Below are 19,623 nucleotides of genomic sequence, written 5' to 3' on the forward strand. Positions count from 1 at the left end.
TCCTGCTCACTGCCCAGGAACGGTTCCGAGTTACGCAGGTGCCGTGGTGAGTGCGTCACAGTCGTGATTCTGAATGACGGTCAACTGCCACCAAACCGGTGCACATTGCACGGAACGGCCTTGACGCAGACCTTAACTGTGGACAGGGTGCTAGGGCAGCATGCGTATGTCTGGGACGGGTGTGAACGGGGGCGGGCGGCATGACCACGGCTCCATGTGGCGCTGTTCGGAGCAAACCCCGCAGAGCCGGGGCCCGCATATGGCTGCTCCACTGACGAGAACAGCTACTGGGGGTAGCAGCAGATGACCAAGAAGACGCGAGTACGCGTCGCGCGCATAGCCGCGGGTGCGGTGATCGCCGCGGGCGCCTCGCTCACCGCTGCCGGTGTGGCATCGGCCGTCGGCGTCGACGTCAACGTCGGCGGCCTCTCCGCCAAGGCTCACGTCGACGACAGCGGTCTGGGGATCGACGCCGGCCTCGACGGTCCGGCGGGCGAGTCCGAGGGCGGCACCGAGGGCGGTGGCCCCGGCGGTGTCGACGAGGGGCAGACCGGCACGTCCGGCACCGAGGGCACGTCGGGTAACTCCGGCACCGAGGGTACGTCCGGTAACTCCGGCACCGAGGGCACGTCCGGTAACTCGGGCACGGAGGGCACGTCGGGTACGTCCGGCACCTCGGGTAACTCGGGCACCTCGGGTACGTCCGGTAACTCGGGTACCGAGGGCACGTCGGGTAACTCCGGCACCGAGGGCACGTCGGGTAACTCCGGCACCGAGGGCACGTCGGGTAACTCCGGCACCGAGGGCACGTCCGGTAACTCGGGCACGGAGGGCACGTCGGGTACGTCCGGCACCTCGGGTAACTCGGGCACCTCGGGTACGTCCGGTAACTCGGGTACCGAGGGTACGTCCGGTAACTCGGGCACCGAGGGCACCTCGGGTACGTCCGGCACCTCGGGCACGTCCGGCACGTCCGGCACGTCCGGCACCTCGGGTACGTCGGGTACGTCCGGCACCTCGGGTTCGTCCGGTACCACCGGTAACGCCTCCTCCGGTACCACCGGTGGCGACACCAGCACCTGCACCGTCGACCTCGACGGTGCGAACTGCGCGGACAACACCACTCCCGACTCGGCCGGCAACCAGCCGGTCGAGCAGGGCAAGGGCAAGGACGAGCTCGCCGAGACCGGTGCCGCCGAGACCACGTTCCTGCTGGTCGGCGCCGCGACGATGATTGCCGGAGGCATCGGCTTCCGGATCCTGCCGCGCCTGATGAACGGCCGTACGGTCGCCTAAGGGCCCCTCTGCGGTACAGGTACGCACAGAGGGGCCCGGGACGCCTGTCGGCATCCCGGGCCCCTCTGCGTACACGTACACGCTCTTGCAGGCGGACGGACGGCCTCGACTACACGGTCTGGTGCGCCAGCAGCGCCAGCGCGCCCAGCAGCACCACCAGCAGGGCCACCAGCGTCACAGGGCTCAGCCCCGCGAACATTCCCTGCTCCTGTTCCTGCTGTAGCCGTGCGCGGCTGGCCCGGCACACAGGGCAACGGCCCTCGTTCACCGGCGCCGCGCAGTTTGCGCACACCAGTCGGTCATAGGTCATGCGCTTTCCTCCTCCCGCGCGGCGGAGCCGCATACGCCTTCACTCCGCACAACGCTCATGGAAACGCAACTGTTCCCCGTACCACTGTGCCAGCTCGCGCGGATTTCGGCGCGGCCCGCCGGACATCACCCGTTCCGTAGCGCTTCGGCCCCGCTTCCGACCAGTCCCGTTCCGCCATAAATCACCCATCGTCGGACGCGCGCCTGCACGCGTCAGCCCGGTTCGCGTATGGTCACGCACACCTACTCCCGGCCGACCGTGGTGCATCCGTGATCCGATTCGACAACGTCTCCAAGACCTACCCGAAGCAGAGCCGTCCCGCTCTACGGGATGTGTCTCTCGATATCGAGAAGGGCGAGTTCGTCTTCCTGGTGGGCTCCTCCGGCTCCGGCAAGTCCACCTTCATGCGACTCATCCTCCGCGAAGAGCGCGCCAGTCAGGGCATGGTTCACGTCCTGGGCAAGGACCTCGCGCGCATGTCCAACTGGAAGGTGCCGCACATGCGCCGCCAGTTGGGCACGGTGTTCCAGGACTTCCGCCTCCTCCCCAACAAGACCGTTGCGGAGAACGTGGCGTTCGCGCAGGAGGTCATCGGCAAGCCGCGCGGTGAGATCCGCAAGGCGGTGCCCCAGGTTCTCGACCTGGTCGGCCTCGGCGGCAAGGAGGACCGGATGCCCGGTGAACTCTCCGGTGGTGAGCAGCAGCGCGTGGCGATCGCGCGGGCGTTCGTGAACCGTCCGATGCTGCTGATCGCGGACGAGCCGACCGGCAACCTCGACCCGCAGACCTCCGTCGGCATCATGAAGCTGCTGGACCGGATCAACCGGACCGGCACCACTGTGATCATGGCGACTCACGACCAGAACATCGTCGACCAGATGCGCAAGCGCGTCATCGAGCTGGACCAGGGCCGTCTCGTACGCGACCAGGCCCGCGGCGTCTACGGCTACCAGCACTGAGCACTGAAAGGACGCCATGCGCGCCCAGTTCGTCCTGTCGGAGATCGGCGTCGGCCTCCGTCGCAACCTCACGATGACCTTCGCCGTCGTCGTCTCCGTCGCCCTCTCGCTCGCCCTGTTCGGCGGCGCGCTGCTCATGCGCGAGCAGGTCAGCACGATGAAGGACTACTGGTACGACAAGGTCAACGTCTCGATCTTCCTGTGCAGCAAGAGTGATGTGACCTCGACGCCCAAGTGCGCCAAGGGTGCTGTCACCGCCGAGCAGAAGAAGGAGATCGAGGGCGATCTCAAGAAGATGGACGCCGTCCAGACCGTCACGTACGAGTCGGCCGACGAGGCGTACAAGCACTACCAGCAGCAGTTCGGCGACTCGCCCATGGCGAGCAACATCACGCCGGACCAGATGCAGGAGTCGTTCCGGGTCAAGCTCCACGACCCGAAGAAGTACAAGGTCGTCGCCACCGCCTTCGCCGGCCGTGACGGGGTGCAGTCCGTCCAGGACCAGAGATCCATCCTGGACAACCTCTTCGGGCTGATGAACGGCATGAACGTGGCCGCGATCTTCGTGATGGCGCTGATGCTGGTCATCGCGCTGATGCTGATCGTGAACACCGTCCGGGTGTCCGCGTTCAGCAGGCGGCGCGAAACCGGCATCATGCGGCTCGTCGGCGCCTCGGGCTTCTACATCCAGATGCCGTTCATCATGGAGGCCGCGTTCGCCGGTCTCATCGGTGGTGTGCTCGCCTGCGTGATGCTGCTGGCCGGCCGGTACTTCCTGATCGACGGCGGTCTGGCACTGCAGAGCAAGCTGAATCTGATCGACTTCATCGGCTGGGACGCGGTCTTCACCAAGCTGCCTCTGGTCCTGGCAATCGGTCTGCTGATGCCCGCCGTTGCCGCTCTCTTCGCGCTCCGCAAGTACCTGAAGGTGTGACAAGCGCCCCTGTGGCGCGCGGCCAACCGGCCGTGCGCCACAGGGGCGTTGTCCTAGACTCGACGCCATGTCGGGCCCCGCGCAATGTTTCGGGCCCCGCGGCGTGCGCCGCGGGGCGGCCCTGACATTGGTCTTCGCGACCGTGCTGGCCACCGCGGCGGCCACCGGATCGCTGCCGCACGACGGTGCGAAGTCCTCGGACATAGCGGCTCGTTCCGTCGCCTCCACCGTCGACGGCGACGAGGTGGCCGACGCCGCCGCCCGCGCCGTCGCCGACGGCAAGTCCGGTAAGGAGGCGGCCGAGGAGGCCGTCAGTCGCAGCGGCGACCGCTGGGGCGCGGTGTACGACGAGCGGCAGTACGAGGAGTTCGAGCAGGCCCTCGACGGCTCGTACACCGGTGTCGGGATCGCCGCGAGGCGCTCCGCGGACGGGCTGGTCGAGGTGGCCCGGGTCCAGCCGGGCGGCCCCGCCGACCTGGCCGGCATCGAGCCGGGCGATCTGCTCCGTACGATCGACGGTCACCGGATCGACAAGCGCCCCGTTGCCGAGGCCGTGGCCCTGCTGCGCGGAGACCGTACGGAGGCGGACGCGGGCACCACCGTCGTGCTGGGGGTCCAGCGGGGCGCCGCCCTTCGGACCGAGACGCTGCACCGGGCCAGACTTACGACCGAGGCCGTCACCGTGCGGCGAATCGGACCGGACCGTTCCGATTCCTTCGCAGCTGTACTGATCGAGGTCGACTCGTTCACCAGGGGCTCGGGCGCCAAGGTCCGCGACGCGGTCCGGGACGTACCGGCGGGCGCCGGGGTGCTCCTCGATCTCCGCGGCAACTCGGGCGGCCTGGTCACCGAGGCCGTGACCGCCGCCTCCGCCTTCCTGGACGGCGGCCTGGTCGCCACGTACGACGTGCACGGCAAGCAGCGTGCCCTCTACGCGCAGCCGGGCGGCGACACAGTCCGCCCCCTCGTCGTCCTCGTCGACGGCGGCACGATGAGCGCCGCCGAGCTCCTCACCGGCGCGCTCCAGGACCGGGGCCGCGCCGTCACCGTCGGATCGCGCACCTTCGGCAAGGGGTCGGTCCAGATGCCCAGCAAGCTCCCGGGCGGCTCGGTGGCCGAGCTGACCGTCGGCCACTACCGCACCCCGGCGGGCCGAGGCGTCGACGGCCGCGGCATAACACCGGACCTCGTGGTCAGCTCCGGGGCCGAGCAGCGGGCCGAGACGGTATTGAGTGGCCTCGGGGGTGGGTCGTAGTGCGAAAATGGCTGCACTATGGCTAAGGAAAAGGACACAGGGCGCAAGCTCATCGCGCAGAACAAGAAGGCGCGGCACGACTACCACATCCTCGACACCTACGAGTGCGGTCTCGTACTCATGGGTACCGAGGTCAAGTCGCTGCGGCTGGGCCGGGCCTCCCTGGTGGACGGCTTCGTCCAGATCGACGGGGGCGAGGCCTGGCTGCACAACATCCACATCCCCGAGTACGTGCAGGGGACCTGGACCAACCACTCGGCCAAGCGCAAGCGCAAGCTGCTGCTGCACCGGGCGGAGATCGACAAGCTGGAGTCGAAGTCGGGGGAGACGGGTCACACGATCGTGCCGCTCGCGCTGTACTTCAAGGACAGCCGGGTCAAGGTCGAGATCGCGCTCGCCAAGGGCAAGAAGGAGTACGACAAGCGGCAGACCCTGCGCGAGAAGCAGGACCTGCGGGAGACCAACCGCGCGATCTCGGCAGCGCGCCGGCGCCAGCGCAGCGCATAGCCGGGAAGCGTGCGGGCGGGCCGGCAGGAATAGGCTGGCATCGTCGTGCGTTGGTCACGTACGATGGCACTGCACCCCACGGCGGGTGCGCGTTTTGAGCTGTTGACAATTAAATACGCCAACATGGGGATGATCGGTTTCGACAGCGGATGTCGAAGCAGGGGAAGCGAGTCGAGGAAGCGGCAATGATCTCGTAAACCATATGTCGCAACCAATAATCGCCAATTCCAAGCGCGATTCCTCCGCCTTCGCCCTCGCTGCCTAATTAGCAGCTAAGCGAAGACTCTGCGGAGTGTCAGCCCGGGGTTGATCCCGACCCGGATCCTGACATCATCAAGGGATCTAAACTTCTGGACCCGGCCACGGGGCCCAGAAGGAAATCAAACAGTGGCTGGGCCCGTCGGCAGCTTGTCCGCGTGACTGCCGGGGCCGAGAAAAGCGCAGCGGACTGCACTCGGAGAAGCCCTGATTCTGCACCGTTGGACGCGGGTTCGATTCCCGCCATCTCCACAATTCCCATGTGAACGAGGACCCCGTTGCCCACTGGCAACGGGGTCCTCGTTTTTGTGCCGGCCATCAGTTCCGGGGGGCCCGGACCCCGGCCGTCGCGACGACCAGCGCCAGCCCGGCCGCGCACACCGGAATGACATAGCCCGTCACCTGCCCCATCTGCTCCACCATCCAGCCGCCGGTCGCCGAACCCGCGGCGATCCCGCCCAGCAGCGCGGTCACGGCCAGGGTCATGCCTTCGTTCAACTGGCCCTCGGGGGTGAGGCGTTGCGCCAGCGTCATGCCGGTGACCATGGTCGGGGCCGTCGCCGCACCGGCCAGCAGCAGCGCGCCCGCGAGGACGAGCAGCGAATCCGTCGAGGAGGCGGCCAGCAGCGGCAGGGACATCAGCGCCGTCATTCCCGCCAGGCAGCCCAGCAGCCGGCGCCGGATGTCCGCGGCCGGGCGCAGCGATCCGTACAGCAGTCCCGCCACACACGATCCGGCAGCCTGGAGGGCCAGGATCGCGCCCCCGGCATGGGCGATCGTGACGACCTCCATCGCGCCGAAGACCGCGCCGGTGGCGAGGAAGGCGGCGAGCAGGGCCGGCATGCCCGGGGCGCGGAGCGGGGAGCCGGCGTGGGTGCGGGGCGCCACCGGCGGTTCGGTGGCGCGCTGGGCGGCGAAGATCAGCACGCCGGTCATCAGCAGGATCACACCGACGAGTGTTCCGGCCTCCGGGAAGAGTGCCGCGCACAGCAGGGCGGCGAGGGCCGGCCCGAGCATGAAACAGAGCTCGTCGGCGGCCTGTTCGAAGGAGTTCGCGGTGTGCAGGGCGGCCGGATCGCCCCGGTGCAGATGCGCCCAGCGGGCCCGGGACATCCCGCCGGTGTTGGGGGTGGTGGCGGTCGCGGCGTAGGAGGCGAAGAGCGTCCAGGCCGGGGCCCCGTAGTGCACGCAGAGCAGCAGTGCCAGCGATCCGAGCGCGGCGATCGCGGTGGCGGGTACGGCGACCCTGGCCTGTCCGTACCTGTCGACGAGCCGGGCCGTCCAGGGCGCGACCACCGCCGTCGCGGCGAGGCCGGTCGCGGTCACGGCGCCGGCCAGGGCGTACGAGCCGCGTGAACCGGCGATCATGATCACCGCGCTGACGCTGAACATGCCCATGGGAAGCCGGGCGAGGAGATTGCCCGCGGTGAAGGCGCGGGCACCCGGGGTGGCGAGCAGCCGGCGGTACGGGTTGGTGGGCGCCGGCCTGGCGGCGACGGTGCGCGGGGCTATGACCAGCAGGTCCCCGGAGACGGCGAGCATGGGGTCGGTGTGCGGGGCTCTCTCGTACGGCATGGATCAACCTTCACGGCGCACGGCCCATGGGGTCCAACACCTTGTCCGTACCGATTAACGCATCTGTGTTGTAAATTCCTGGGTGTGGCATCCTCCGCTGCCGATACGGGCACCCAGACGCATACCCATACCGACCCTCGGCTGCTCCGCGCCTTCGTCGCCGTCGCCGAGGAGCTGCACTTCACCCGTGCCGCCGCCCGGCTCTACATCGCCCAGCAGGCACTGAGCCGGGACATCCGCCGGCTGGAGCACGAGCTGGGTGCGGAACTGTTCGTACGCACCACCCGGCAGGTCGCCCTCACCGCCGACGGTGAACGGCTCCTCCCGCACGCCCGGCGGGTGCTGGAGGCGCACGCCGATCTTGCCGCAGCCTTCGCCGACCCCGCGGCCCGGCCGCTCTTCGTCGACCTCAACACCGACGGCATGACGGCCGCCCGCGTACTCGCCCGCGCGCGGGAGCTGGCTCCGGCGTGCGAGCTGATGGCGCGCTTCGAGAGCGGACTCACCTGGGCCGCCGACGAGATACTCGCCGGGCGGCTCGACGTCTCCTTCGGCCGCGCCGCCGGACTCGACCCCGCGGTGCGGACGCGGCTCGGCGTACAGCCGGTGCGGTACGAGCCGATGGCCGTTCTGCTCCCCGCCGATCACCCCCTCGCCGCACATGAGGTCGTCGCACTGGACGACCTGGCCGGCGAGACCGTCTACGCGGGCGCCGGGAATCCGCGCACCGAGGAGTGGACGGACCTCGCCCGGCTGCTCTTCGCCGAGTGCGGCATCGAGCTGGCGCCACCCGCCCCACTCGCGATCGGTGTGGCCGAATTTCAACGGGTCATGGCGAAGTCGCGGCAGCCGGTTCTGTGCGTCGTCGACTTCTCTCCGGTGCCGGGCACCGTGGTGCGCCCGCTGGCCCGGCCCGTACCGCTCTCGCCGCTCCTGATGGTCTGGCGCAAGGGGCTGCGCCACCCCGGCCTGGACGCATTGCGTGAAGCCGCAGCTCAACTGGGCTCCGAGGAGGGCTGGATGGAGCGGCCGGACGGAAGCTGGCTGCCCGAGATCGATGCATCTCTCATGTTGAAATCCACCTGATCGGGGGAAGAAAGTGCCGTTGTCGTGCGCAACTTTCATCGCCCGGGTGCAATGTGGTGGGGGCGCGGACAGGGTGGGGGCCCGGTCCGGAAGCACATATTCGGACAGTCGTGCGCACCCGTGTGTACACCTGTGGAAACCTGGCGTGAAGGTGCTCGTTCGGGGCACACACACGAGCCGAACGAAGTCACGGTCCAGCTCGACGGCCTGGGTCGGCAGCTCTCCGAGCTGACCACGCAGCGGCTTCAGCCGGGAGAGCACTTCAACTCTGGCACAACCTGCTGATCACGGCCACCGAGCCGATCATCGACCAGCTGTGGAACATCCCGTACTTCGGCGACCGCTTCGGTACGTACATCGGCGCCTCGTACACGGCGCTGATGCTGCTCCTCGTCTGGCCGCTGCTGGCGCTGACGATCCCGGCGATCGGCTGGGTCGAGGACGTAGCGGCGAAGCGCGCACCGAGGCTCTGGCCGAACGGATCGCGGAAGCGGCCCAGGTGACCGGGGGACGGTATACCTTCGCCGGACCGGATCCCGTCCAGCCCGTGCCCGAGAAGCCGCAGCTCAGCCGCACCGAGGCCTGATCGTGACCGCTCGATGTCATCTGACGTAACGGGCGGGAAATATGGGTGAACCAGGTCTGTCACGCATTGTTGGCAGGCTCGGCCCTCGGCATCATCGGGCAGCAGCGGGACGAGAGCCGGGTAGACCACATGTACGAGGACGAACAGCACGGGCCCCTCGATGGCTTCACCGTCGGGGTCACCGCCGCACGGCGCGCGGAGGAGTTCGGCGCGCTGCTCGAGCGACGGGGTGCCGCCGTCCTGCACGCGCCCGCCCTGCGGATCGTACCGCTCGCCGATGACAGCGAACTCCTCGCCGCCACCCGGCGAATCGTCGACTCCGCCCCCGAAGTGGTCGTCGCGACCACCGCGGTCGGCTTCCGGGGCTGGACAGAGGCCGCGCACGGCTGGGGGCTCGGCGGCCGGCTGCTGGAGGCCCTGCGCGGCACCGAACTGCTGGCCCGCGGCCCCAAGGTCAAGGGCGCCATCCGGGCCGCCGGGCTGACCGAGGCGTGGTCGCCCGCCTCCGAGTCCATGGCCGAGGTGCTGGACCGGCTCCTGGACGAGGGCGTGGAGGGCCGCCGGATCGCCCTTCAACTGCACGGCGAACCTCTCCCCGGCTTCAGCGAGTCGCTCCGCGCCGCGGGTGCCGAGGTCGTCGCCGTACCCGTCTACCGCTGGGTGGACCCAGAGGACATCGCCCCGCTCGACCGGCTGCTCGACAGCGCCCTGGCCCGGGGCCTGGACGCCCTCACCTTCACCAGTGCCCCGGCCGCCGCCTCGCTGCTCGGCCGGGCCGAGAAGCGGGGGCTGATCCCGGAGCTCCTGAGCGCCCTGCGGGACGATGTCCTCGTGGCCTGCGTCGGACCGGTCACCGCCCTGCCGCTGCAGGCCCGCGGCATCGAGACCGTCCAGCCGGAGCGCTTCCGGCTCGTCCCTCTCGTCCAGCTGCTGTGCGACGAACTCCCGTCCAGGGCCCGTATGTTGCCGATCGCCGGGCACCGGGTGGAGATCCGCAGTCACGCCGCGATCGTCGACGGAGAACTGCGCCCGGTGCCACCCGCCGGAATGGCCCTGCTGCACACTCTGGCCCGCCGTCCGGGCTGGGTGGTGGGCCGCGCCGACCTGCTGCGCGCGCTGCCCGGCAGCGGAACGGACGAACACGCGGTGGAGACGGCCATGGCGAGGCTGCGTACGTCGCTGGGCGCACCCCGACTCATCCAGACAGTCGTCAAGCGCGGCTACCGGCTGGCGCTGGACCCGGCGTGGGACAGCCCCGATGCCAGTCCTGCCTGCTGAGACCGACCGGCAAATGGGGGGCGGCGTCGCGGGGCTTCGGCCCCGAGCACGCCGCAGAGATCAGCCGACGCCGAGCGCCGACCAGTTCGAGAAAGGGGATCCTCCAGGAGCCTGATAGCTTGTCCGTCAGCAATTACGCCTTCCCGGCCGGGCAACGCCTCCGCCAGGGAGGCTTTTTTCATGCCCTGGACCCGGCTCGCGGCCTGGGCACACTGAGCGACCACCGCGATCCTGCCATCCGCAAGCGGGCCCGAGACGCCACCTGGTCGCCGAACACGAAGGAGATGCATGTCCGACGTATCCGTGCGCCTCGCCGATACTTCTGACCGCCCCGCACTGGAACGCCTCTGGCTGATGTTCCGCCACGACATGTCGGAGTTCGGCGGTGTGCTGCCCAACCCGGACGGAACCTTCCGGAGCGATCGGCTCCATGCCGCCTTCACGAAGGCTGACTGGGCGCCCTATCTCTTGATGAGTGGCGAGAGCCCTGTCGGGCTCGCGTTCGTCCGCAGCCTGACTGCTCCGACCCGGGTGCTGAGCAGCTTCTTCGTGGTGCGTGCCGTCCGGAGGACCGGGATCGGGCTGCGCGCCGTTCAAGAGGTCGTGGCCAAGCATCCGGGGCCGTGGCAGGTCGCCTTCCAAGAGGGCAACGTCGCCGCAGTCCAATTCTGGCGTCGGGTCGCCACCGAGATCGCCGGCGACGCTTGGACCGAGGAACGCAGGCCCGTACCAGGCCGACCGGACGTGCCGCCCGACACCTGGATCTCGTTCGGCGTCCCGGCGAAGACCTACGGGACATCGTCTCCGCAGCCCAAAACGCCGGCACGAGCGCACAGGCCCTGGGCGGAGCCGGTCCGGACCTTCGGCCGGCCGACGGGCCCGGCGGGGGAGCGTGCGGTGAAATGAGGCCGGGATAGCGTGCTGGGGTGATCAATGACATCCACCGGCTCGACGCGGAGGTGCGACTCCGTCCCGTCACCCCGGCCGACGCCCCTTCCCTCGCCGTGGCGCTGACCCGCAGCCGCGCGTACATGCAGCCCTGGGAGCCGGTACGGCCCGACACCTTCTACACCGAGCAGGGGCAGCAAGAACGCCTGGCCGGAATGCTCGCGGACCGCGACGCGGGGCGGGTGATGCCGTGGGTGCTCGCCGATGAACAGGACCGCGTGGTGGGCGCGTTCAACCTCAACGGCATTGTGCTCGGGCCGTTCCGCAGCGGGGTTCTCGGTTACTGGGTCGACGTCGAGTACGCGGGCCGCGGGCTGGCCACGGCTGCCGTCGAGCGGATCTGCGAGTCGGCCAGGGACGAGCTGCGCCTGCACCGGGTCGAGGCAGGGACGGTGCTGGACAACGTGGCGTCGCAGCGGGTGCTCGCCAAGTGCGGCTTCGAGCAGTACGGGATGGCTCCGCGCTACCTGCACATCAACGGTGAGTGGCGCGACCACCGGCTGTTCCAGCGGATCCTGCACGATGGGCCGTTGATGGGGTGACCGTTGGCTGTGGGAGTGTCCTCGAACGCCGGACGGGCTTGCTTTCGCCGTGCGGGCGTGAAAGTCGAGCTGCCCGGCGATTGAGGACAAAGACGTCTACCGGACGCCCCCGGTACGCCCCCGCACATGCAGGTGTCCGTCCAGCGGCCACGGCGGCCGTGCCGGAAGAACCTCCGCGAAGCCGTATCCGCTCTTCTCGGCAACCCGGCAGGAGGCCTCGTTGTTCACCTGATGCAGCAGGTCCAGTCGCACGAGGCCGTCCCCGGCGAATACTTCGAACGCCCAGTCGGTGAGCGCCCCGAGCGCCCGCGGCGCAATTCCACGGCCGCGCGCCCGCGCCGCCGTCCAGTAGCCGACCTCCGCGCTGCCGGAGCCCGGTTCGGGGTACTTGAGCGCCACATTGCCGACCAGTTCGTCGGCGCGATCGCGATCGATCACCGCGAAACTGAAGTAGCTGCCGGATTCCCGGCCCTCCTGTCGCACGCGCAGCCAGTGCTGAGCCTCGGCCTCGTCCGTGACCAGCATGCGCAGCATGGCGCGCATCGCAGGATCGCGGTACGCCTCGATCAGGGCCGGCCCGTCGTCGGGCAGCCACGGCCGGAGCAGGAGCGGGCCGGCCGCAAGGGTGGCGGTACGGAGATCGTCGTCCATCAGGACACCGTACGGGCACGCGTGCACCGACCCGCGTGGCAGCAGGGGTTCCGGGTCTGCCGCCCGAGGGGCACTCTGGGGGAGACCTCCACCGGAGACCCCGAGGCGGTGACATGCCCATGACGGCGGGCAAAAGCTCGTACGACTGGCGGTTCGACTCCGGCCGCCCCTGCCTGGATCTGGTGGCCACGGGAATCGGCACCTTTGGCGCATGTGAACTGCTCGACGGCGCCGAGCGGCTCGCCGACTGGCTGGTGGCCACCGGACTCGTACCGAGCGGCACCCACCTCGGCGCAGTGGACGACACCTGGGTGGTGCGCTTCCGGCAGTTGAGGACCGGCGTCGACCGCCTGCTGACCGCCGAACTCGGCGGCCGCAGAGCCGAGAGCGCCCTGGAACGGGTCAACGCGCTCGCCGCGACCGCACCACCGGGACTGCGGGCCGTACGCGGAGGAAGCGGCACGCTGGTACGGACACTGAGCGCCGATCCCGAATGCGGAGCACTGCTGGCCGCCGTGGCTCGCGACGTCGTGGAACTCCTGACCGACCCCGTGGCGCGAGCCGGCCTGCGCCGCTGCGAGGCCGGCAACTGCCGCCGCCTCTACCTGGACACCTCGCGCGGCCGCCGACGCCGCTGGTGCTCCAGCGAGGTGTGCGGGAACCGGGAGCGGGTGGCCCGGCACCGGCGCCGGGCGGCGGCCGTGGCGGTCACGGACGCGGACGCGGGAGCGCCGTAAAGAATCTTGAAACCGGATTGAATGGATCGCGGCCCCCCTTCGTGTTCATGGTCAAGGAGCTCAACAGGGTCTCGACCGGGAGGTTCGGGTGCGCAAGGATGCGGCCGTGGCCGATGACCGTCCGCACAGGGCTCGACATCGCAGTGAGCCGCCTCCGTCCCCCTCCGACGTCCCCGACGAGGAGTTGATGCGGGCGCTCTACCGCGAACACGCCGGAGCTCTGCTCGCGTATGTGCTCCGCCTCGTCGCCGGCGACCGACAGCGCGCCGAGGACGTGGTGCAGGAAACGCTCATCCGTGCCTGGAAGAACGCCGGCCGGCTCAACCGGGCCGCCGGCTCCGTCCGCCCCTGGCTGGTGACGGTCGCCCGGCGCATCGTCATCGATGGCCACCGCAGCCGGCAGGCCCGGCCGTACGAGGTCGATCCGTCGCCGCTGGAGGTCATTCCCGCGGAGGACGAGATAGACAAGGCGCTGTGGCTGATGACGCTCTCGGACGCGCTCGACGATTTGACCCCTGCTCACCGGGAAGCGTTGGTCGAGACCTATTTCAAGGGCCGTACGGTCAATGAGGCGGCTGATGTGCTGGGCATCCCCAGTGGGACGGTGCGGTCCCGGGTCTTCTACGCACTGCGTTCGATGAAGCTTGCTCTCGAAGAAAGGGGGATCACGGCATGAGCGACCACGAGTGGGAGCCTTTCGGGCCCCGGCCGACCGGTCCCTCCGGCCCCCGGAACCCCGGCAGCCCCAGCGGCCCCCGCAGCCCCGGTGGCCACACAGCCCCGCGCGGAGCCGCCGAAGGGCCCGGGCACGACGCCGCCGGTGCGTATCTCCTCGGCATTCTGGACGATGCCGGGGCATCCGCCTTCGAGGCGCATCTGGCCGGCTGCGACCTGTGCGCCGCCCATCTCGACGAGTTCGCCGGCCTGGAACCCATGCTCGCGCTGCTCTCCGAGTCCCCGGCCGCCGTACCGGGCGCCCGCCCCGTCCCGCACGTCCCGCAGCCGCCCGCGCCCCGCATGCTCGACCGGCTGGTCGACGAGGTCGCGGTCAAACGGGCCAGGCGCAGGCGCCGCTCCATGTATCTGGTCGCGGCGGCAGTCGCGCTGATCATCGGCGGTCCGGCGGTCGCGGTCCTGGCGACCGGCAACGACGGTACCTCGGCGCGGGCGGCCGACCCGCACCCCACCAGCCCCGCCGAGGACACCTTCTTCCACCACATGACGGAGAAGGTGCGGGGCACCGACCCCACCACCAAGGTCGACGCCACCATCGGCATGGAGAAGAAGGCATGGGGCACCCACACCGTGCTGGAGCTCAAGAACGTCACGGGTCCGGAGAAATGCAGCCTGATCGCAGTGTCGAAGACCGGTGAGGAGGAGGTCGTCACCTCCTGGTCCGTACCGAGGTGGGGATACGGCATCAAGGACTCCCCGCACCCGGCCTCGAAGTACCCGCTCTATGTCCACGGCGGCGCGGCGATGGACCGCGGCGACATCGACCATTTCGAGGTGCGTACGTTCGACGGCGAGCGGCTGGTGGAGGTCGACGCCTGATCGAGACCCCGCCGTGCCAATTCGATACGCGCGGCGGGTGCGCGGCGGCCGCCGCTTCGCATAGGGTTGACGGCTGCCCAATGCACGTCAGAAGGGGGCCTCGGTGGCCGCGCAGGATGCCGCTGTCGATTCGATGCGGGACCGGGAAATCGGTGTCGAGCAGGAACATCTCGACCGTGTTTATCACCGCCTCGAAGAGAAGATCCACGAGGCGGAATTTCTCATGAGTGACGCCGTCAAGCGCGGCCAGGTCGGTACCCCCGGAGCGCTCGCCGAGCGCGACGCCCAGGTGTTCCGGGCCGGAATCCACCTCAACCGGCTGAACAGCGAGTTCGAGGACTTCCTCTTCGGAAGGATCGATCTGCTGCTCGGCAAGGACGGCGAACGGGGCCCGGACGGCGCGTACACCTCCGTCGAACCGGCCGACGACGCCGTACGCGAGGACAACTCCGCCGATATCGCGGAGACGCTGCACATCGGCCGGATCGGGGTCCTCGACTCCGACTACGCGCCGCTGGTCATCGACTGGCGCGCACCGGCCGCCGCACCGTTCTACCGGTCGACGCCGAAGGAACCGGGCAGGGTGGTACGCCGCCGGGTCATCCGCTCCAAGGGCCGCAAGGTCCTCGGGGTCGAGGACGACCTGATGCGCCCCGAGCTGACCGCGTACCTGGGCGGCGACAAGCTCCCCGTCATCGGCGACGGCGCCCTGATGGCGGCGCTCGGCCAGGCCCGCAGCCACACCATGCGGGACATCGTCTCCTCCATCCAGGCCGAACAGGACCTGGTGATCCGGGCTCCCGCCGCCTCCGTCACCGAGGTGTCCGGCGGCCCCGGCACCGGCAAGACCGCCGTCGCCCTGCACCGCGCCGCGTACCTCCTCTACCAGGACCGGCGGCGTTACGCGGGCGGCATCCTCGTCGTCTCGCCGACCCCGCTCCTCGTCGCGTACACCGAAGGCGTGCTGCCCTCGCTGGGCGAGGAAGGACAGGTCGCGATCCGCGCGGTCGGTTCGCTCTCCGACGAGGCGGCCGGCGTCGAGGGCGCCACCACGTACGACGAACCCGCCGTCGCCCGGATCAAGGGCTCCTCCAGGATGCTCCAGGTGCTGCGCAAGGCGGCACGCGGCGCACTGGAACAGCCCGGCACCCCCCGCAGGACGGAGGACCGGGACGGCCAGCTGTCCTTCGGCGACGGAGCCGACGAGGCCCCGGCCACCCCGACCCGGCTGCGGGTCGTCGCGTTCGGCGCCCGTGTCGAGCTGAACGCCGACGAACTGCACCGCATCCGGCAGTCCGTCCTGGGCGGCACCGCCCCGGTCAACCTGCTGCGCCCGCGCGCCCGCAGACTGCTTCTGGACGCCCTGTGGAACAAGTCCTCGGGCCGGGGCCGCTACACCGACCCCGAGCTGGCCGCCGAACTGCGCTCCTCCTTCGACGAGGACGTCTCCACCGAGACGCCCTTCCTCGACTTCCTGAACGCCTGGTGGCCCGAGCTCACCCCACGCGGGGTGCTCGCCGCGATGGCCGACGAGAAGCGGCTCGGCCGCTGGGCGCGCCGGGTCCTCAACCAGGGCGAGGTGCGCCGCTTCGCCCGCTCCCTGAAGAGGCTCGACAGCGAAGGGAACGGGCCGCTCTCCGTACACGACGTGGCGATCCTCGACGAGCTGCAGACGCTGCTCGGCACCCCGCACCGGCCGAAGAAGAAGCGCGAATTCGACCCGCTGGACCAGCTCTCCGGTCTGGAGGAGCTGATGCCGCAGCGCGAGGAGACCCAGCGCGAGCGGGCCGAGCGGCTGGCCGCGGAGCGTACGGAGTACGCGCATGTCATCGTCGACGAGGCGCAGGACCTCACGCCCATGCAGTGGCGCATGGTCGGCCGCCGTGGGCGGCACGCCACCTGGACGATCGTCGGAGACCCGGCGCAGTCCTCCTGGTCCGATCCGGACGAGGCGGCCCGGACGCGCGACGAGGCACTCGGCAACCGGCCGCGCCGCCGCTTCACCCTCACGGTCAACTACCGCAACCCGGCGGAGATCGCCGAGCTGGCCTCGAAGGTCCTGGCGCTCGCGATGCCCGGAATGGAGTCACCGGCCGCGGTCCGTTCCACGGGTGTGAAGCCGCGCTTCGAGACCGTACGGGACGGCGATCTGGCCGCATCGGTGCGCGAGGAGGCGCGGCGGCTGCTGGCCGAGGTGGACGGCACGGTGGGTGTGGTCGTCGCGATGCACCGCCGGGCGCAGGCCCGCAACTGGCTCGCCGAGCTCGGCGAGCGGGTGGTGGCGCTGGGCAGCCTGGAGGCGAAGGGCCTGGAGTACGACGCCACGGTGGTCGTCTCGCCCGCGGAGATCGCGGACGAGTCCCCGGCCGGTCTGCGGGTGCTGTACGTGGCGCTGACGCGTGCGACGCAGCAGCTCACGGTGGTCTCGGGGGAGCGGGATCTGCCCGACGAGGACGGCGTCCCGGACCTGCTGAGGGACTGAGGCAGGGAGCGGAGGCACCGCCGTCGGGGCAGATTTTCGAACCGGCCTGTCCTGCGGGAATCACTTCTGCGGGGTCTTTGTTAGCCTGGTGTCGGCACCGGCTCGATCCAAGCCCCCGGGCCCAACCTTCGTCGCTTCGAGCGACCACTTGCCGCGAGGCGAGCATGGCGGGTCGGTGCCGCTGGAACAAAACGACAGACCCGCGTCACCTTCCGGTGGCGCGGGTCTGTTGTTCTTTGCGGACCTGGCGGCTTCTTGCGGGGCTTGACGGCTTCCGGCCCCGGCAGGGAGCGGCTGGGGGTTCCACTGAAGCAATCATCTCTCGTATGGTGGAAAATGCTTTTCGAAACGCGGCAGTCATTACCGGCTACCAGCCAGTAGGTGCGACGATCGGGAAGCGTGTCCGAGGCGAGCGCCCCGGCCGCGCGGCAATGAAGCTAAGGAAAGCGAAGGACTCGGCCATGGCAACGGCGCCCAGCGTCTCGTACTCGATGACGGTCAGGCTGGAGGTGCCCGCGAGCGGCACAGCAGTCTCCCAGCTGACCACGGCCGTGGAGTCCTCCGGCGGTTCGGTCACCGGCCTCGATGTGACCGCCTCCGGCCACGAGAAGCTGCGGATCGACGTCACCATCGCCGCCACTTCCACCTCGCACGCCGACGAGATCGTCGAGAACCTGCGCGGCATCGAGGGTGTCGTGCTCGGCAAGGTCTCCGACCGTACGTTCCTGATGCACCTCGGCGGCAAGATCGAGATGGCGTCCAAGCACCCCATCCGCAACCGTGACGACCTCTCGATGATCTACACCCCGGGTGTGGCCCGGGTCTGCATGGCGATCGCCGAGAACCCCGAGGACGCCCGCCGCCTCACCATCAAGCGCAACTCCGTCGCAGTTGTGACGGACGGCTCCGCCGTGCTCGGCCTCGGCAACATCGGCCCGATGGCCGCCCTCCCGGTGATGGAGGGCAAGGCGGCCCTCTTCAAGCGGTTCGCCGGCATCGACGCCTGGCCGATCTGCCTGGACACCCAGGACACCGACGCCATCGTCGAGATCGTCAAGGCGATCGCCCCGGGCTTCGCGGGCATCAACCTGGAGGACATCTCCGCACCCCGCTGCTTCGAGATCGAGGCACGGCTGCGCGAGGCCCTGGACATCCCCGTCTTCCACGACGACCAGCACGGCACCGCGATTGTGGTCCTGGCCGCGCTGACCAACGCACTGCGCGTGGTGGGCAAGGGAATCGGGGACGTGCGGGTCGTCATGTCCGGCGCCGGGGCGGCCGGTACGGCCATCCTGAAGCTCCTCATCGCCGCGGGCGTCAAGCACGCCGTCGTCGCCGACATCCACGGCGTGGTGCACGCGGGCCGCGAGGACCTGGTCTCCGCCGACGCCGACTCGCCGCTGCGCTGGATCGCCGACAACACCAACCCCGAATCCATCACCGGCACCCTCAAGCAGGCCGTCGTGGACGCCGACGTCTTCATCGGCGTCTCCGCTCCGAACGTGCTGGACGGCGCCGATGTCGCCGCCATGGCCGACGATGCGATCGTGTTCGCGCTCGCGAACCCGGACCCCGAGGTCGACCCGGCAATCGCCCGCCAGACGGCGGCAGTTGTCGCCACCGGCCGCTCCGACTTCCCGAACCAGATCAACAACGTGCTGGTCTTCCCGGGTGTCTTCCGCGGCCTGCTGGACGCTCAGTCCCGCACCGTCAACACGGAGATGATGCTCGCCGCGGCGGGCGCCCTCGCCGATGTCGTCGCCGAGGACGAGGTGAACGCGAACTACATCATCCCGTCGGTCTTCAACGACAGGGTCGCGGGAGCGGTCGCCGGTGCCGTCCGGGACGCCGCGAAGGCGGCGGGCGGCGCTGTGACGGGCTCGGCCGACCTCGGCTGAACCACCCCACTCACAGAACCCGCCACGACCTCTGCCGGCGTCGCCCGCGTTTGTGGCGCCCCCCCACGTTGGCCTGAGCTACGGCGCGTCGCGGGTCGCGGCGCCACAAACGCCCCTTTAGGGTGGGCGGGCGGCGCGTCCCGCAGAGCCCCGCATCCGCTGCGGACCGCTTTCGGGGAGTCGACGGAACGTCACCACGACGAGGCAGTGGTGCTTTTCGTATGACTCCGGAGGGTGCCGGATTGGCTTTCCCGCCGCAGGTGGGGGCAGGATGCGTAATCGGGCGCGAGGGTCTGACGACAGACCCGGGTCCGGGGACTGTCCGAGGGCCCTGGCAGCATCGGCTTCGATCTCACGCCTCACAGGCAAGAAGAACACGGGAGTAACAACATGAACCGCAGTGAGCTGGTGGCCGCCCTGGCCGACCGCGCCGAGGTGACTCGCAAGGACGCCGACGCCGTGCTGGCCGCGCTCGCCGAGACCGTCGGTGAGATCGTCGCCAAGGGCGACGAGAAGGTCACCATCCCCGGCTTCCTGACCTTCGAGCGCACCCACCGTGCCGCTCGCACCGCTCGTAACCCGCAGACCGGCGACCCGATCAACATCCCGGCCGGCTACAGCGTGAAGGTCTCCGCGGGCTCCAAGCTCAAGGAAGCCGCCAAGGGCAAGTAAGCCCCACAGGCGCGACGAAGGGCGGTCACCCGGCAAAGGGGACCGCCCTTCGGTGTACCGGCCCGAGAGGGCCCGTTCTGGGCTTCTGCCGCCAT

Annotated in this window: 18 protein-coding genes, 1 other RNA gene and 1 pseudogene; 17 read left to right on the plus strand and 3 right to left on the minus strand. The window is 69.7% G+C overall.

Annotated features, from left to right (window positions below):
* Positions 1-303 precede the first annotated feature (303 nt).
* Complete coding sequence (locus NRF20_RS28090; protein ID WP_413753493.1) at positions 304-1,296, plus strand: hypothetical protein; 993 nt, start codon at positions 304-306, stop codon at positions 1,294-1,296.
* Positions 1,297-1,405: 109 nt separating this feature from the next.
* Here the strand turns inward: NRF20_RS28090 and NRF20_RS28095 are convergent, their stop codons facing one another.
* Entirely contained in the window at positions 1,406-1,606 is a 201-nt protein-coding gene (locus NRF20_RS28095) for a hypothetical protein (protein ID WP_266361154.1), read from the minus strand.
* A gap of 269 nt (positions 1,607-1,875) precedes the next feature.
* On the opposite strand from NRF20_RS28095, the gene ftsE reads away from it, so the two are divergent.
* The 5 genes from ftsE (at position 1,876) to ssrA (ending at position 5,774) form a co-directional block, all read left to right on the plus strand.
* Positions 1,876-2,565 (plus strand): cell division ATP-binding protein FtsE, encoded by a 690-nt coding sequence (gene ftsE, locus NRF20_RS28100; RefSeq protein WP_398631900.1) that lies wholly within the window; start codon positions 1,876-1,878, stop codon positions 2,563-2,565.
* A gap of 16 nt (positions 2,566-2,581) precedes the next feature.
* Positions 2,582-3,499 (plus strand): permease-like cell division protein FtsX, encoded by a 918-nt coding sequence (gene ftsX / locus NRF20_RS28105; protein WP_266361155.1) that lies wholly within the window; start codon positions 2,582-2,584, stop codon positions 3,497-3,499.
* A gap of 67 nt (positions 3,500-3,566) precedes the next feature.
* Positions 3,567-4,754 carry a S41 family peptidase gene (locus NRF20_RS28110; RefSeq protein WP_398631899.1) on the plus strand — a complete coding sequence of 396 codons (1,188 nt, stop codon included), beginning with the start codon at positions 3,567-3,569 and terminating at the stop codon, positions 4,752-4,754.
* Between the two features lie 18 nt (positions 4,755-4,772).
* Positions 4,773-5,261: an SsrA-binding protein SmpB gene (gene smpB, locus NRF20_RS28115; RefSeq protein WP_398631898.1), complete on the plus strand. Its 489-nt coding sequence runs from the start codon at positions 4,773-4,775 to the stop codon at positions 5,259-5,261.
* A 125-nt stretch (positions 5,262-5,386) separates the two neighbouring features.
* Positions 5,387-5,774: a transfer-messenger RNA gene (ssrA, locus tag NRF20_RS28120) on the plus strand.
* Positions 5,775-5,837: 63 nt separating this feature from the next.
* Here the strand turns inward: ssrA and NRF20_RS28125 are convergent.
* On the minus strand, positions 5,838-7,094 hold the full coding sequence (locus NRF20_RS28125; RefSeq protein WP_413753494.1) for an MFS transporter: 1,257 nt from the start codon (positions 7,092-7,094) through the stop codon (positions 5,838-5,840).
* Positions 7,095-7,178: 84 nt separating this feature from the next.
* On the opposite strand from NRF20_RS28125, the gene NRF20_RS28130 reads away from it, so the two are divergent.
* The 5 genes and pseudogenes from NRF20_RS28130 (at position 7,179) to NRF20_RS28150 (ending at position 11,534) form a co-directional block, all read left to right on the plus strand.
* Positions 7,179-8,180, plus strand: a complete 1,002-nt coding sequence (locus NRF20_RS28130; RefSeq protein ID WP_413753495.1) for a LysR family transcriptional regulator — start codon at positions 7,179-7,181, stop codon at positions 8,178-8,180.
* Positions 8,181-8,560: 380 nt separating this feature from the next.
* Positions 8,561-8,683: a hypothetical protein gene (locus NRF20_RS28135; protein ID WP_413753496.1), complete on the plus strand. Its 123-nt coding sequence runs from the start codon at positions 8,561-8,563 to the stop codon at positions 8,681-8,683.
* 212 nt (positions 8,684-8,895) lie between these two features.
* On the plus strand, positions 8,896-10,044 hold the full coding sequence (locus NRF20_RS28140; protein WP_413754615.1) for a uroporphyrinogen-III synthase: 1,149 nt from the start codon (positions 8,896-8,898) through the stop codon (positions 10,042-10,044).
* 288 nt (positions 10,045-10,332) lie between these two features.
* Positions 10,333-10,827: pseudogene (locus tag NRF20_RS28145) on the plus strand (GNAT family N-acetyltransferase); the annotation flags it as partial.
* Between the two features lie 143 nt (positions 10,828-10,970).
* A complete protein-coding gene (locus NRF20_RS28150; protein WP_413753497.1) occupies positions 10,971-11,534 on the plus strand; it encodes a GNAT family N-acetyltransferase in 564 nt (187 codons plus the stop codon).
* A 96-nt stretch (positions 11,535-11,630) separates the two neighbouring features.
* Here NRF20_RS28150 and NRF20_RS28155 read toward each other — a convergent pair whose 3' ends face one another.
* On the minus strand, positions 11,631-12,185 hold the full coding sequence (locus NRF20_RS28155) for a GNAT family N-acetyltransferase (protein WP_413753498.1): 555 nt from the start codon (positions 12,183-12,185) through the stop codon (positions 11,631-11,633).
* Between the two features lie 119 nt (positions 12,186-12,304).
* On the opposite strand from NRF20_RS28155, the gene NRF20_RS28160 reads away from it, so the two are divergent.
* The 6 genes from NRF20_RS28160 to NRF20_RS28185 all read left to right on the plus strand — a co-directional run bounded on the left by NRF20_RS28160 (position 12,305) and on the right by NRF20_RS28185 (position 19,528).
* Entirely contained in the window at positions 12,305-12,922 is a 618-nt protein-coding gene (locus NRF20_RS28160) for a CGNR zinc finger domain-containing protein (RefSeq protein WP_398631891.1), read from the plus strand.
* An 88-nt stretch (positions 12,923-13,010) separates the two neighbouring features.
* The gene (locus NRF20_RS28165; RefSeq protein WP_413753499.1) at positions 13,011-13,598 is read left to right on the plus strand and encodes a sigma-70 family RNA polymerase sigma factor; all 588 of its coding nucleotides are present in this window, start codon (positions 13,011-13,013) and stop codon (positions 13,596-13,598) included.
* Positions 13,595-14,476 (plus strand): anti-sigma factor family protein, encoded by an 882-nt coding sequence (locus NRF20_RS28170; protein ID WP_413753500.1) that lies wholly within the window; start codon positions 13,595-13,597, stop codon positions 14,474-14,476. Before NRF20_RS28165 ends, NRF20_RS28170 begins: the two co-directional genes overlap by 4 nt.
* 103 nt (positions 14,477-14,579) lie before the next feature.
* Positions 14,580-16,958, plus strand: a complete 2,379-nt coding sequence (locus NRF20_RS28175) for a HelD family protein (protein ID WP_398631888.1) — start codon at positions 14,580-14,582, stop codon at positions 16,956-16,958.
* A gap of 461 nt (positions 16,959-17,419) precedes the next feature.
* Positions 17,420-18,856 (plus strand): NAD-dependent malic enzyme, encoded by a 1,437-nt coding sequence (locus tag NRF20_RS28180; RefSeq protein WP_413753501.1) that lies wholly within the window; start codon positions 17,420-17,422, stop codon positions 18,854-18,856.
* Positions 18,857-19,246: 390 nt separating this feature from the next.
* The gene (locus NRF20_RS28185; protein ID WP_003968811.1) at positions 19,247-19,528 is read left to right on the plus strand and encodes an HU family DNA-binding protein; all 282 of its coding nucleotides are present in this window, start codon (positions 19,247-19,249) and stop codon (positions 19,526-19,528) included.
* Positions 19,529-19,623 lie beyond the last annotated feature (95 nt).

Source organism: Streptomyces sp. R-74717 (assembly GCF_047305335.1).
GTDB classification, from domain to species: domain Bacteria; phylum Actinomycetota; class Actinomycetes; order Streptomycetales; family Streptomycetaceae; genus Streptomyces; species Streptomyces atratus.

What these genes read in the sequence shown, in the direction of transcription:
- NRF20_RS28110 (WP_398631899.1), top strand. Translation starts at nt 3,567, where the DNA reads ATGTCGGGCCCCGCGCAATGTTTCGGGCCCCGCGGCGTGCGCCGCGGG.
- NRF20_RS28160 (WP_398631891.1), top strand. Translation starts at nt 12,305, where the DNA reads ATGACGGCGGGCAAAAGCTCGTACGACTGGCGGTTCGACTCCGGCCGC.
- NRF20_RS28140 (WP_413754615.1), top strand. Translation starts at nt 8,896, where the DNA reads ATGTACGAGGACGAACAGCACGGGCCCCTCGATGGCTTCACCGTCGGG.
- ftsX (WP_266361155.1), top strand. Translation starts at nt 2,582, where the DNA reads ATGCGCGCCCAGTTCGTCCTGTCGGAGATCGGCGTCGGCCTCCGTCGC.
- NRF20_RS28090 (WP_413753493.1), top strand. Translation starts at nt 304, where the DNA reads ATGACCAAGAAGACGCGAGTACGCGTCGCGCGCATAGCCGCGGGTGCG.
- NRF20_RS28155 (WP_413753498.1), bottom strand. Translation starts at nt 12,185, where the DNA reads ATGGACGACGATCTCCGTACCGCCACCCTTGCGGCCGGCCCGCTCCTG.
- NRF20_RS28125 (WP_413753494.1), bottom strand. Translation starts at nt 7,094, where the DNA reads ATGCCGTACGAGAGAGCCCCGCACACCGACCCCATGCTCGCCGTCTCC.
- NRF20_RS28135 (WP_413753496.1), top strand. Translation starts at nt 8,561, where the DNA reads ATGCTGCTCCTCGTCTGGCCGCTGCTGGCGCTGACGATCCCGGCGATC.
- NRF20_RS28180 (WP_413753501.1), top strand. Translation starts at nt 17,420, where the DNA reads ATGGCAACGGCGCCCAGCGTCTCGTACTCGATGACGGTCAGGCTGGAG.
- NRF20_RS28170 (WP_413753500.1), top strand. Translation starts at nt 13,595, where the DNA reads ATGAGCGACCACGAGTGGGAGCCTTTCGGGCCCCGGCCGACCGGTCCC.
- NRF20_RS28095 (WP_266361154.1), bottom strand. Translation starts at nt 1,606, where the DNA reads ATGACCTATGACCGACTGGTGTGCGCAAACTGCGCGGCGCCGGTGAAC.
- smpB (WP_398631898.1), top strand. Translation starts at nt 4,773, where the DNA reads ATGGCTAAGGAAAAGGACACAGGGCGCAAGCTCATCGCGCAGAACAAG.
- NRF20_RS28185 (WP_003968811.1), top strand. Translation starts at nt 19,247, where the DNA reads ATGAACCGCAGTGAGCTGGTGGCCGCCCTGGCCGACCGCGCCGAGGTG.